This window comes from Klebsiella terrigena, from assembly GCF_006539725.1.
Classification (GTDB): Bacteria; Pseudomonadota; Gammaproteobacteria; order Enterobacterales; family Enterobacteriaceae; genus Klebsiella; species Klebsiella terrigena.
The window spans coordinates 1-14,265 of record NZ_BJNO01000036.1; the positions used below are offsets into that span (position 1 = coordinate 1).

Here is a 14,265-nt window from a genome sequence, read left to right on the forward strand (position 1 = left end):
CCGTTGGCGCGGGCGTTGTTGCTAAAGTTCTCAGCTAATCGCTGATAACATTTGACGCAATGCGCAATAAAAGGGCATCATTTGATGCCCTTTTTGCACGCTTTCGAACCAGAACCTGGCTCATCAGTGATTTTTTTTGTCATAATCATTGCTGAGACAGGCTCTGTAGAGGGCGTTAAATCCGAAACGCAGCAGAGCATTTCGGTTTGGTTGCCTCGCTCTCGCGGGGCAAAATTATTTGTCTGAATTCTTGTGACAGGTTGGTTTATGAGTGCGAATACCGAAGCTCAAGGGAGCGGGCGCGGCCTGGAAGCGATGAAGTGGACGATCGTTGCCGTGCTGCTGATTGTGGCCATCGTAGGCAACTTCCTTTATCGTGACATTATGCTGGCAGTGCGTGCGTTGGCCGTGGTGATTCTGATCGCTGCTGCCGGTGGCGTCGCGCTGTTAACTACAAAAGGTAAGGCGACCGTAGCTTTCGCCCGTGAAGCGAGAACCGAAGTCCGCAAGGTAATCTGGCCTACTCGCCAGGAGACGTTGCACACCACGCTGATTGTTGCCGCGGTAACTGCGGTAATGTCACTGATCCTGTGGGGACTGGATGGTATTCTGGTTCGCCTGGTATCCTTTATCACTGGCCTGAGGTTCTGAGATGTCTGAAGCTCCTAAAAAACGCTGGTACGTCGTTCAGGCGTTTTCCGGTTTTGAAGGTCGCGTAGCTACCTCGTTGCGTGAACATATCAAATTACACAATATGGAAGAGTTGTTTGGCGAAGTCATGGTTCCGACCGAAGAAGTGGTCGAAATCCGTGGTGGCCTGCGCCGCAAGAGCGAGCGCAAATTCTTCCCGGGTTACGTTCTGGTCCAGATGGTGATGAACGACGCAAGCTGGCACCTGGTGCGCAGCGTACCGCGCGTGATGGGCTTTATCGGCGGTACATCCGACCGTCCTGCGCCGATCAGCGACAAAGAAGTCGACGCGATCATGAACCGTCTTCAGCAGGTTGGCGATAAGCCGCGTCCTAAAACGCTGTTCGAGCCGGGCGAAATGGTCCGCGTCAGCGATGGTCCGTTTGCTGACTTCAACGGCGTTGTTGAAGAAGTTGACTACGAGAAGTCCCGCCTGAAGGTTTCTGTTTCGATCTTTGGCCGTGCGACTCCGGTCGAGCTGGACTTTGCTCAGGTAGAAAAAGCCTAAGCGACGATCAAAAAAGCAGCGATTTAATCGTTGCATGAGGCGCGAAATTGACATACAATTTCGCGCCTTTTGTTTTTATGGACCCTGTGTCCGTAAGACGATATTGATAACGGGGAGCCTTTCTAAAGGCGTTATACCCAAACGAGGAAATTTAAATGGCTAAGAAAGTACAAGCCTACGTCAAGCTGCAGGTTGCAGCTGGTATGGCAAACCCGAGCCCGCCGGTTGGTCCAGCACTGGGTCAGCAGGGTGTGAACATCATGGAATTCTGTAAAGCGTTTAACGCCAAAACAGAATCCCTGGAAAAAGGTCTGCCGACTCCGGTTGTTATTACCGTTTACGCTGACCGTTCCTTTACCTTTGTTACCAAGACCCCGCCGGCTGCTGTTCTGCTGAAGAAAGCTGCAGGCATCAAGTCTGGTTCCGGTAAGCCGAACAAAGATAAAGTAGGTAAAATTTCCCGCGCTCAGCTGCAGGAAATCGCGCAGACCAAAGCTGCCGACATGACTGGTTCTGACATTGAAGCGATGACTCGCTCCATTGAAGGTACTGCACGTTCCATGGGCCTGGTAGTAGAGGATTAAGAAATGGCTAAACTGACCAAGCGTATGCGCGTGATCCGTGACAAAGTTGATGTGACTAAACAGTACGACATCAACGAAGCTATTGCTCTGCTGAAAGAGCTGGCCACCGCTAAATTTACCGAAAGCGTAGACGTTGCTGTTAACCTCGGCATCGACGCTCGTAAATCTGACCAGAACGTCCGTGGCGCAACAGTACTGCCGCACGGTACTGGCCGTTCCGTTCGCGTAGCCGTATTTGCCCAGGGCCCGAACGCTGAAGCTGCTAAAGCTGCAGGCGCCGAGCTGGTAGGTATGGAAGATCTGGCAGACCAGATCAAAAAAGGCGAAATGAACTTTGACGTTGTTATTGCTTCCCCGGATGCAATGCGCGTTGTTGGCCAGCTGGGCCAGGTTCTGGGTCCGCGTGGCCTGATGCCAAACCCGAAAGTGGGTACCGTTACTCCGAACGTTGCTGAAGCTGTTAAGAACGCTAAAGCAGGCCAGGTTCGCTATCGTAACGACAAAAACGGCATCATCCACACCACCATCGGTAAAGTGGACTTTGACGCTGACAAACTGAAAGAAAACCTGGAATCCCTGCTGGTTGCGCTGAAAAAAGCAAAACCGACTCAGGCGAAAGGCGTTTTCATCAAGAAAGTTAGCCTCTCCACCACCATGGGTGCTGGCGTTGCCGTTGATCAAGCTGGTCTGAGCGCTTCTGCGAACTAAGATTAGCTTTACGTGGGCGGTGGATTTGTCTACAATTCTACCCCCACGATTCTGCTACGTGCAGAACGCTATCCGAGATAGTCAGGTTGTAGCAAGGCGGCAACTGAGTGAATCTCCGGGAGCATAGTGAACTATGTCACCGGTGTGAGCGAAGACAGCCAACGCCGGCACGGCGCTGAATAGCGAAGGGTAGAAAGAATTTGTTCGTTGGAGCCTGGCCTATCCAGGCCTCCGTCGAAGACCGCAGGTGTTTCGTAAGAAACTTAATGCCCTGCGTAGACGGTGACAGAACGCTAAGATTATTTTTGGATACTCTGGCTTGTTTCTGCTCACCGTATTTAAGACGCTCTATTCGTTGAGTAGAGTGAAGTGAGTTCCAGAGCATGAGCTCTGGCAAACATCCAGGAGCAAAGCTAATGGCTTTAAATCTTCAAGACAAACAAGCGATTGTTGCTGAAGTCAGCGAAGTAGCCAAAGGCGCGCTGTCTGCAGTAGTTGCGGATTCCCGTGGCGTTACTGTAGATAAAATGACTGAACTGCGTAAAGCAGGTCGTGAAGCTGGCGTTTACATGCGTGTTGTCCGCAACACCCTGCTGCGCCGCGTCGTTGAAGGTACTCAGTTCGAGTGCCTGAAAGACACGTTTGTTGGTCCGACCCTGATTGCATACTCTATGGAACACCCGGGCGCTGCCGCTCGTCTGTTCAAAGAGTTCGCGAAAGCGAATGCAAAATTCGAGGTTAAAGCCGCAGCCTTTGAAGGCGAGCTGATCCTGGCGTCGAATATCGACCGCCTGGCAACTCTGCCGACCTACGACGAAGCAATTGCACGCCTGATGGCAACCATGAAAGAAGCTTCGGCTGGCAAACTGGTTCGCACTCTGGCTGCTGTACGCGATGCGAAAGAAGCTGCTTAATCGCAGATTTCTTTATAAAGCACTCGCTTACGTATAAACTTATTCTGATATTCAGGAACAATTTAAATGTCTATCACTAAAGATCAAATCATTGAAGCAGTATCCGCTATGTCCGTAATGGACGTTGTTGAGCTGATCTCTGCAATGGAAGAAAAATTCGGTGTTTCCGCTGCTGCTGCTGTAGCTGTAGCTGCTGGCCCGGCTGAAGCTGCTGAAGAAAAAACTGAATTCGACGTAATTCTGAAAGCTGCTGGCGCTAACAAAGTTGCTGTAATCAAAGCAGTACGTAGCGCAACTGGCCTGGGTCTGAAAGAAGCTAAAGACCTGGTAGAATCTGCACCTGCTGCCCTGAAAGAAGGCATCAGCAAAGATGACGCAGAAGCACTGAAAAAATCTCTGGAAGAAGCTGGCGCTGAAGTTGAAGTCAAATAAGCCAACCTTTCCGGTTGCAGCCTGAGTAATCAGGCTGATGGCTGGTGACTATTTAGTCACCAGCCTTTTTGCGCTGTAAGGCGCCAGTAGAATTTCACACTGTTTGACTGCTGGTTGTCCTGACAATGCATGTTTCTATCGACGACTTAATATACTGCGACAGGGTGCTCGCTCTGTGTAAATCGCGACGAAATGGTTTAAGCGTGATAGCAACAGGTATTGCGGAAAGTGTTCCATTTTCCGGTCCACAAAATAGTGTTGCATAAAAAACTGCCTTTCTGAGGCAGACGGGTCGACTTGTCAGCGAGCTGAGGAACCCTATGGTTTACTCCTATACCGAGAAAAAACGTATTCGTAAGGATTTTGGTAAACGTCCACAAGTTCTGGACATACCTTATCTCCTTTCTATCCAGCTTGATTCGTTCCAGAAGTTTATCGAGCAAGATCCTGAAGGGCAATATGGTCTGGAAGCAGCCTTCCGTTCCGTGTTCCCGATTAAAAGCTACAGCGGTAATTCCGAGCTGCAATACGTCAGCTACCGTCTGGGCGAACCAGTATTTGATGTTAAAGAATGTCAGATCCGTGGCGTGACCTATTCGGCACCGCTGCGCGTAAAACTGCGTCTGGTGATCTACGAGCGTGAAGCGCCGGAAGGCACCGTTAAAGACATCAAAGAACAAGAAGTCTACATGGGCGAAATTCCGCTCATGACCGACAACGGTACCTTTGTTATCAACGGTACTGAGCGTGTTATCGTTTCTCAGCTGCACCGTAGCCCGGGCGTCTTCTTTGACAGTGACAAAGGTAAGACTCACTCTTCCGGTAAGGTCCTGTATAACGCACGTATCATCCCTTACCGCGGTTCCTGGCTGGACTTCGAATTCGATCCGAAAGACAACCTGTTTGTCCGTATCGACCGTCGTCGTAAGCTGCCGGCAACGATCATCCTGCGCGCGCTGAATTACACCACTGAGCAGATCCTTGACCTGTTCTTCGAAAAAGTGGTCTTTGAAATTCGCGACAACAAGCTGCAGATGGAGCTGATTCCGGAGCGTCTGCGTGGTGAAACCGCGTCCTTCGACATCGAAGCGAACGGTAAGATCTACGTAGAAAAAGCACGCCGTATTACCGCTCGCCATATCCGCCAGCTGGAAAAAGACGATATTAAGCTTATCGAAGTTCCGGTTGAGTACATCGCGGGTAAAGTTGCTGCTAAAGACTATGTCGATACAGCGACCGGCGAACTGATCTGCCCGGCGAACATGGAGCTGAGCCTTGATCTGCTGGCCAAACTGAGCCAGTCCGGTCATAAGCGCATCGAAACTCTGTTCACCAACGATCTCGATCACGGTGCGTACATGTCTGAGACTGTACGAGTCGACCCGACCAACGATCGTCTGAGCGCGCTGGTAGAAATCTACCGCATGATGCGCCCGGGTGAGCCGCCGACTCGTGAAGCGGCTGAAAACCTGTTTGAGAACCTGTTCTTCTCCGAAGACCGCTACGATCTGTCCGCGGTTGGTCGTATGAAGTTCAACCGTTCTCTGCTGCGTGACGAAATCGAAGGTTCCGGTATCCTGAGCAAAGACGACATCATTCAGGTGATGAAGAAGCTCATCGGTATCCGTAACGGCATTGGCGAAGTCGATGATATCGACCACCTCGGCAACCGTCGTATCCGTTCCGTTGGCGAAATGGCGGAAAACCAGTTCCGCGTTGGCCTGGTTCGCGTAGAGCGTGCGGTTAAAGAGCGTCTGTCCCTGGGCGATCTGGATACCCTGATGCCTCAGGATATGATCAACGCCAAGCCGATTTCTGCAGCAGTGAAAGAGTTCTTTGGTTCCAGCCAGCTGTCTCAGTTTATGGACCAGAACAACCCGCTGTCCGAGATTACGCACAAACGTCGTATCTCTGCACTCGGCCCAGGCGGTCTGACCCGCGAGCGCGCAGGCTTTGAAGTTCGAGACGTACACCCGACCCACTACGGTCGCGTATGTCCAATCGAAACGCCTGAAGGCCCGAACATCGGTCTGATCAACTCCCTGTCCGTGTATGCACAGACTAACGAATACGGCTTCCTCGAGACTCCGTATCGTAAAGTGACTGACGGTGTTGTAACCGACGAAATTCATTACCTCTCTGCTATCGAAGAAGGTAACTACGTCATCGCTCAGGCGAACTCCAACCTGGATGACGAAGGCCACTTTGAAGAAGACCTGGTAACGTGCCGTAGTAAAGGCGAATCCAGCTTGTTCAGCCGTGACCAGGTTGACTACATGGACGTATCCACCCAGCAGGTGGTTTCCGTCGGTGCGTCCCTGATCCCGTTCCTGGAACACGATGACGCCAACCGTGCATTGATGGGTGCGAACATGCAACGTCAGGCGGTTCCGACTCTGCGCGCTGATAAGCCGCTGGTTGGTACCGGTATGGAACGTGCTGTTGCCGTTGACTCCGGTGTTACTGCGGTCGCTAAACGTGGCGGTACCGTTCAGTACGTGGATGCATCCCGTATCGTTATCAAAGTTAACGATGACGAGATGTACCCGGGCGAAGCCGGCATCGACATCTATAACCTGACCAAGTACACCCGTTCTAACCAGAACACCTGCATCAACCAGATGCCTTGCGTGTCCCTGGGTGAGCCAATTGAGCGCGGCGACGTGCTGGCAGACGGTCCGTCCACCGACCTCGGTGAACTGGCGCTCGGTCAGAACATGCGCGTAGCGTTCATGCCGTGGAACGGCTACAACTTCGAAGACTCCATCCTCGTCTCCGAGCGCGTGGTTCAGGAAGATCGTTTCACCACGATTCACATCCAGGAACTGGCGTGCGTGTCCCGTGACACCAAGCTGGGGCCGGAAGAGATCACCGCCGATATCCCGAACGTGGGTGAAGCTGCGCTCTCCAAACTGGACGAATCCGGTATCGTTTACATCGGTGCAGAAGTGACCGGCGGCGACATTCTGGTTGGTAAGGTCACACCGAAAGGTGAAACCCAGCTGACGCCAGAAGAGAAACTGCTGCGCGCGATCTTCGGTGAGAAAGCGTCTGACGTTAAAGACTCTTCTCTGCGCGTACCGAACGGCGTATCGGGTACCGTTATCGACGTTCAGGTCTTTACCCGCGACGGCGTTGAGAAAGACAAGCGTGCGCTGGAAATCGAAGAAATGCAGCTGAAGCAGGCGAAAAAAGACCTGTCTGAAGAACTGCAGATCTTCGAAGCTGGCCTGTTTGGTCGTATCTACGCGGTGCTGGTCTCCGGTGGTGTTGAAGCTGAGAAGCTCGACAAACTGCCGCGCGACCGCTGGCTGGAACTGGGCCTGGCCGACGAAGAGAAACAAAATCAGCTGGAGCAGCTGGCTGAGCAGTACGACGAACTGAAACACGAGTTCGAGAAAAAACTCGAAGCGAAACGCCGTAAAATTACCCAAGGCGACGATCTGGCACCTGGCGTGCTGAAGATTGTTAAAGTGTATCTGGCCGTTAAACGTCAGATTCAGCCTGGTGATAAAATGGCAGGCCGTCACGGTAACAAGGGTGTTATCTCTAAGATCAACCCGATCGAAGATATGCCTTACGATGAAAACGGCACGCCGGTAGACATCGTACTGAACCCGCTGGGCGTACCGTCTCGTATGAACATCGGTCAGATTCTGGAAACCCACCTGGGTATGGCTGCGAAAGGCATCGGCGAGAAAATCAACGCCATGCTGAAACAGCAGCAGGAAGTCGCCAAACTGCGCGAATTCATCCAGAAAGCGTACGATCTGGGTACAGACGTTCGCCAGAAGGTAGATCTGAATACCTTCACCGATGATGAAGTTCTGCGTCTTGCTGAAAACCTGAAAAAAGGTATGCCGATCGCAACGCCGGTATTCGACGGTGCGAAAGAGTCTGAAATCAAGGAACTGTTACAGCTGGGTGGCCTGCCGACTTCCGGTCAGATTACCCTGTTCGACGGTCGTACCGGCGAGCAGTTCGAACGCCAGGTTACCGTCGGCTATATGTACATGCTGAAACTGAACCACCTGGTTGATGACAAGATGCATGCGCGTTCTACCGGTTCTTACAGCCTGGTTACTCAGCAGCCGCTGGGTGGTAAGGCTCAGTTCGGTGGTCAGCGCTTCGGTGAGATGGAAGTATGGGCGCTGGAAGCTTACGGCGCGGCATACACCCTGCAGGAAATGCTTACCGTCAAGTCTGATGACGTTAACGGTCGTACCAAGATGTATAAAAACATCGTGGACGGCAACCATCAGATGGAACCGGGCATGCCGGAATCCTTCAACGTACTGTTGAAAGAGATTCGCTCGCTGGGCATCAACATCGAACTGGAAGACGAGTAACTCTCGCTCAAACAGGTCACTGGTGCCGGGGTCATACCCGGCGCCAGATTGTGCTAACTCCGACGGGAGCAAATCCGTGAAAGATTTATTAAAGTTTCTGAAAGCGCAGACTAAAACCGAAGAGTTTGATGCGATCAAAATTGCTCTGGCCTCGCCAGACATGATCCGTTCATGGTCTTTCGGTGAAGTTAAAAAGCCGGAAACCATTAACTACCGTACGTTCAAACCAGAACGTGACGGCCTTTTCTGTGCGCGTATTTTCGGGCCAGTAAAAGACTACGAGTGCCTGTGCGGTAAGTACAAGCGCCTGAAACACCGTGGTGTGATCTGTGAGAAGTGCGGCGTTGAAGTGACCCAGACTAAAGTGCGTCGTGAGCGCATGGGCCACATCGAGCTGGCGTCTCCGACCGCCCACATTTGGTTCCTGAAGTCGCTGCCGTCCCGTATCGGCCTGCTGCTGGATATGCCGCTGCGTGATATCGAACGCGTTCTGTACTTCGAATCTTATGTGGTTATCGAAGGCGGGATGACGAACCTCGAACGCAACCAGATCCTGACAGAAGAGCAGTATCTGGACGCGCTGGAAGAGTTCGGTGACGAGTTCGACGCGAAGATGGGCGCCGAAGCTATTCAGGCCCTGCTGAAGAGCATGGATCTGGAGCAGGAATGCGAACAGCTGCGTGAAGAGCTGAACGAAACCAACTCCGAAACCAAGCGTAAAAAGCTGACCAAGCGTATCAAACTGCTGGAAGCTTTCGTTCAGTCTGGCAACAAGCCGGAGTGGATGATCCTGACCGTTCTGCCGGTTCTGCCGCCAGATCTGCGTCCGCTGGTTCCGCTGGATGGTGGTCGTTTCGCGACTTCTGACCTGAACGATTTGTATCGTCGCGTCATTAACCGTAACAACCGTCTGAAACGTCTGCTGGATCTGGCTGCGCCGGATATCATCGTACGCAACGAAAAACGTATGCTGCAGGAAGCGGTCGACGCCCTGCTGGATAACGGTCGTCGCGGTCGTGCTATCACCGGTTCTAACAAACGTCCTCTGAAATCTTTGGCCGATATGATCAAAGGTAAACAGGGTCGTTTCCGTCAGAACCTGCTGGGTAAACGCGTTGACTACTCCGGTCGTTCTGTTATCACCGTAGGTCCATACCTGCGTCTGCATCAGTGCGGTCTGCCGAAGAAAATGGCGCTGGAGCTGTTCAAACCGTTCATCTACGGCAAGCTGGAACTGCGTGGTCTTGCTACCACCATTAAAGCTGCGAAGAAAATGGTTGAGCGCGAAGAAGCTGTCGTTTGGGATATCCTGGACGAAGTTATCCGCGAACACCCGGTACTGCTGAACCGTGCACCAACCCTGCACCGTTTGGGTATCCAGGCATTTGAGCCGGTACTGATCGAAGGTAAAGCTATCCAGCTGCACCCGCTGGTCTGTGCGGCATATAACGCCGACTTCGATGGTGACCAGATGGCTGTTCACGTACCGCTGACGCTGGAAGCCCAGCTCGAAGCGCGTGCGCTGATGATGTCTACCAACAACATCCTGTCCCCGGCGAACGGCGAGCCTATCATCGTTCCGTCTCAGGACGTTGTACTGGGTCTGTACTACATGACCCGTGACTGTGTTAACGCCAAAGGCGAAGGCATGGTGCTGACTGGCCCGAAAGAAGCCGAGCGTATTTATCGCGCTGGCCTGGCCTCTCTGCATGCGCGCGTTAAAGTGCGTATCACCGAATACGAAAAAGACGAAAATGACCAGTTCGTAGCGAAAACCAGCCTGAAAGACACGACCGTTGGCCGTGCGATTCTGTGGATGATCGTGCCTAAAGGTCTGCCGTTCACAATCGTGAACCAGGCACTGGGTAAGAAAGCGATCTCTAAGATGCTGAACACCTGCTACCGTATTCTGGGCCTGAAACCGACCGTTATTTTTGCGGACCAGACGATGTACACCGGCTTTGCTTATGCAGCGCGTTCAGGTGCATCCGTTGGTATTGATGACATGGTCATCCCGGAGAAAAAACACGAGATCATCAGCGAAGCGGAAGCTGAAGTTGCTGAGATCCAGGAACAGTTCCAGTCCGGTCTGGTTACCGCGGGCGAACGCTACAACAAAGTTATCGATATCTGGGCTGCGGCGAACGATCGTGTATCCAAAGCGATGATGGATAACCTGCAAACCGAAACCGTTATTAACCGTGACGGCGTCGAAGAGCAGCAGGTTTCCTTCAACAGCATCTACATGATGGCCGACTCCGGTGCGCGTGGTTCTGCGGCACAGATTCGTCAGCTGGCTGGTATGCGTGGTCTGATGGCGAAGCCGGATGGCTCCATCATCGAAACGCCGATCACCGCGAACTTCCGTGAAGGTCTGAACGTACTCCAGTACTTCATCTCCACGCACGGTGCGCGTAAAGGTCTGGCGGATACCGCACTGAAAACAGCGAACTCCGGTTACCTGACTCGTCGTCTGGTTGACGTTGCACAGGACCTGGTTGTTACTGAAGACGACTGTGGCACCCTGGAAGGCATCACCATGACCCCGGTTATCGAGGGTGGTGATGTTAAAGAGCCGCTGCGCGATCGCGTACTGGGTCGTGTGACCGCTGAAGACGTTCTGAAGCCGGGTACTGCGGATATTCTGGTTCCACGCAACACGCTGCTGCACGAGCACTGGTGTGATCTGCTGGAAGAGAACTCCGTTGACTCCGTCAAAGTGCGTTCCGTCGTATCCTGTGACACCGACTTTGGTGTATGTGCGCACTGCTACGGTCGTGACCTGGCGCGTGGCCACATCATCAACAAAGGTGAGGCTATCGGCGTTATCGCGGCACAGTCCATCGGTGAGCCGGGTACACAGCTGACGATGCGTACGTTCCACATCGGTGGTGCGGCATCTCGTGCGGCTGCTGAATCCAGCATCCAGGTGAAAAACAAAGGTAGCATCCGTCTTAGCAACGCTAAATCGGTTGTCAACTCTGCCGGTAAGCTGGTAGTGACCTCGCGTAACACCGAACTGAAGCTGATCGACGAATTCGGTCGTACCAAAGAGAGCTATAAAGTTCCTTACGGTGCGGTGATGGGTAAAGGTGATGGTGAGCAGGTTGCTGGCGGCGAAACCGTAGCAAACTGGGATCCGCACACCATGCCGGTTATCACTGAAGTAAGTGGTTTCATCCGCTTTACTGACATGATTGACGGCCAGACCATTACTCGTCAGACCGACGAGCTGACCGGTCTGTCTTCGCTGGTCGTTCTGGATTCTGCAGAGCGTACAGCGGGTGGTAAAGACCTGCGTCCGGCCCTGAAAATCGTTGATGCTAACGGTAACGACGTTCTGATCCCTGGCACCGATATGCCTGCGCAGTACTTCCTGCCGGGTAAAGCGATTGTCCAGCTGGAAGATGGTATCCAGATCAGTGCGGGTGACGCACTGGCGCGTATTCCTCAGGAATCCAGCGGTACCAAGGATATCACCGGTGGTCTGCCGCGCGTTGCTGACCTGTTCGAAGCGCGTCGCCCGAAAGAGCCGGCAATTCTGGCAGAAATCAGCGGTATCATCTCCTTCGGTAAAGAAACCAAAGGTAAACGTCGTCTGGTCATCACTCCGTTAGACGGTAGCGATCCATACGAAGAGATGATTCCGAAATGGCGTCAGCTGAACGTGTTTGAAGGTGAACGTGTAGAACGTGGTGACGTGGTTTCCGACGGTCCGGAAGCGCCGCACGACATTCTGCGTCTTCGTGGCGTACACGCGGTAACGCGTTATATCACCAACGAAGTACAGGACGTTTACCGTCTGCAAGGCGTTAAGATTAACGATAAGCACATTGAAGTTATCGTTCGTCAGATGCTGCGTAAAGCGACCATCGACAGTGCCGGTAGCTCCGACTTCCTGGAAGGCGAGCAGGTTGAATACTCCCGCGTCAAGATTGCTAACCGCGATCTGGAAGCGAATGGCAAAGTTGCGGCAACTTACTCCCGTGACCTGCTGGGTATCACCAAAGCGTCTCTGGCAACCGAATCGTTCATCTCTGCAGCATCGTTCCAGGAGACTACCCGTGTCCTGACCGAAGCAGCCGTTGCGGGCAAACGCGACGAACTGCGTGGCCTGAAAGAGAACGTTATCGTGGGTCGTCTGATCCCGGCTGGTACCGGCTATGCGTACCACCAGGATCGTATGCGCCGCAAGGCAGCTGGCGAACAGCCTGCTGCACCGCAGGTTACCGTTGAAGAAGCTTCTGCCAACCTGGCAGAGCTGCTGAACGCGGGTCTGGGCGGTTCAGACAACGATTAATCGTTGACGCTATGCTGAAAAAGCCAGTCAGGTCTCCTGACTGGCTTTTTTTATTCCTGCGCCGCCGCAACGGCGCGTAATTTTATTTAATCTATATTTGATTACATTCCATTAATAGCTAAGCAGCAATTAAGCCTTATTCTATTAATATAAAACCCGCCAGCCGCTCCTGTTTTTATTCCATAGTAAATATATGGGTAAAAGTTCTACGCGTATCAAAAAATTAAAAATCAAAAAAGGTATAGTCAAAAAATCCGGATAATCAGGTGATTGCGCCTCTCCTTATTTTCAGTTCTCACCCGCTGAGGCGCCGCTTCGTCTATTTAAAACGCCATTGAGGAGGCCGCTAAATAAGAATGAGACGACCGCGATAGATGTTTTCGACCTAATAGAGTGGTTCTGGGGGATGCATGGAATTTGCTATACAACTCATCATTATCTTAGTGTGTTTGTTTTATGGGGCCAGAAAAGGCGGGATTGCGCTGGGCCTTTTAGGCGGCATCGGGCTGGTTATTTTAGTCTTTGTCTTCCATCTTCAGCCGGGAAAACCGCCGGTTGATGTCATGCTGGTGATTATTGCGGTAGTGGCCGCCTCGGCGACGCTACAGGCTTCCGGCGGGTTAGACGTGATGCTGCAGATTGCCGAAAAGCTCCTGCGGCGTAATCCAAAGTACGTTTCAATCGTTGCGCCATTTGTCACCTGTACGCTGACTATCCTGTGCGGCACCGGCCACGTGGTCTATACCATCCTGCCGATTATCTATGACGTCGCGATTAAGAATAATATTCGTCCCGAGCGTCCTATGGCGGCAAGCTCCATTGGCGCACAGATGGGTATTATCGCCAGCCCGGTTTCCGTCGCGGTCGTTTCGCTGGTGGCAATGCTCGGTAACTTTACGTTTAACGGCAAGCACCTGGAGTTTCTCGACCTGCTGGCGATCACCATCCCTTCCACCCTGCTGGGCATTCTGGCGATCGGTATTTTTAGCTGGTTCCGCGGCAAGGATTTGGATAAAGACGAAGAGTTCCAGGCATTTATCGCGACGCCGGAAAACCGTCACTACGTCTACGGCGACACCGCAACCCTGCTGGACCGCAAGCTGCCGGCGAGCAACTGGGTGGCGATGTGGATCTTCCTGGCGTCGATTGTCGTGGTCGCCCTGCTGGGCGCATTTTCCGAGCTGCGGCCCGTATTCGACGGCAAGCCGCTGTCGATGGTGCTGGTTATTCAGATGTTTATGCTGCTCTCCGGGGCGCTGATCATCATCATTACCAAAACCAATCCGGCCTCTATTTCTAAAAATGAGGTATTTCGCTCGGGAATGATCGCCATTGTGGCGGTATACGGCATTGCATGGATGGCGGAGACCATGTTTGGCGCGCACATGTCGGAGATTAAGGGCGTGCTGGGCGAGATGGTAAAAGAGTATCCGTGGGCCTACGCTATCGTCCTGCTGATTGTCTCCAAATTCGTCAACTCGCAGGCGGCGGCGCTGGCGGCGATTGTCCCGGTTGCGCTGGCGATTGGCGTCGATCCGGCCTATATCGTGGCCTCTGCACCGGCGTGCTACGGTTATTATATTCTGCCAACCTATCCCAGTGACCTGGCCGCTATTCAGTTCGACCGCTCGGGGACAACCCGCATCGGCCGCTTTGTGATTAACCACAGCTTTATTCTGCCGGGGTTAATTGGCGTCAGCGTCTCATGCGTATTTGGCTGGATATTTGCCGCGCTCTACGGATTTCTGTAATAAAAAAAGCAGGTGCCGAACGGGCACCT

9 protein-coding genes are annotated in these 14,265 nt (G+C 52.7%); all 9 read left to right on the forward strand.

The features are described 5' to 3' along the window. The first annotated feature begins 267 nt into the window (after nucleotides 1-267). The 9 genes from secE (at nucleotide 268) to RTE01_RS24870 (ending at nucleotide 14,236) form a co-directional block, all read left to right on the forward strand. The gene (gene secE, locus RTE01_RS24830) at nucleotides 268-651 is read left to right on the forward strand and encodes a preprotein translocase subunit SecE (protein ID WP_041143536.1); all 384 of its coding nucleotides are present in this window, start codon (nucleotides 268-270) and stop codon (nucleotides 649-651) included. A 1-nt stretch (nucleotide 652) separates the two neighbouring features. Continuing rightward, nucleotides 653-1,198, forward strand: coding sequence for a transcription termination/antitermination protein NusG (nusG, locus tag RTE01_RS24835; protein ID WP_041143537.1), 546 nt, complete (start codon nucleotides 653-655; stop codon nucleotides 1,196-1,198). 155 nt (nucleotides 1,199-1,353) lie between these two features. Then, entirely contained in the window at nucleotides 1,354-1,782 is a 429-nt protein-coding gene (rplK, locus tag RTE01_RS24840) for a 50S ribosomal protein L11 (RefSeq protein WP_041143538.1), read from the forward strand. Between the two features lie 3 nt (nucleotides 1,783-1,785). Then, nucleotides 1,786-2,490 carry a 50S ribosomal protein L1 gene (gene rplA / locus RTE01_RS24845; RefSeq protein ID WP_041143539.1) on the forward strand — a complete coding sequence of 235 codons (705 nt, stop codon included), beginning with the start codon at nucleotides 1,786-1,788 and terminating at the stop codon, nucleotides 2,488-2,490. Nucleotides 2,491-2,906: 416 nt separating this feature from the next. Next, nucleotides 2,907-3,404, forward strand: coding sequence for a 50S ribosomal protein L10 (gene rplJ / locus RTE01_RS24850; protein WP_041143540.1), 498 nt, complete (start codon nucleotides 2,907-2,909; stop codon nucleotides 3,402-3,404). 66 nt (nucleotides 3,405-3,470) lie between these two features. After that, a complete protein-coding gene (gene rplL, locus RTE01_RS24855) occupies nucleotides 3,471-3,836 on the forward strand; it encodes a 50S ribosomal protein L7/L12 (protein ID WP_004118416.1) in 366 nt (121 codons plus the stop codon). A gap of 320 nt (nucleotides 3,837-4,156) precedes the next feature. Then, nucleotides 4,157-8,185 (forward strand): DNA-directed RNA polymerase subunit beta, encoded by a 4,029-nt coding sequence (gene rpoB / locus RTE01_RS24860; protein ID WP_041143541.1) that lies wholly within the window; start codon nucleotides 4,157-4,159, stop codon nucleotides 8,183-8,185. A gap of 76 nt (nucleotides 8,186-8,261) precedes the next feature. After that, nucleotides 8,262-12,485, forward strand: coding sequence for a DNA-directed RNA polymerase subunit beta' (gene rpoC / locus RTE01_RS24865; protein WP_041143542.1), 4,224 nt, complete (start codon nucleotides 8,262-8,264; stop codon nucleotides 12,483-12,485). A gap of 410 nt (nucleotides 12,486-12,895) precedes the next feature. Beyond that, the gene (locus RTE01_RS24870; protein WP_041143543.1) at nucleotides 12,896-14,236 is read left to right on the forward strand and encodes an anaerobic C4-dicarboxylate transporter; all 1,341 of its coding nucleotides are present in this window, start codon (nucleotides 12,896-12,898) and stop codon (nucleotides 14,234-14,236) included. Nucleotides 14,237-14,265: the final 29 nt, after the last annotated feature.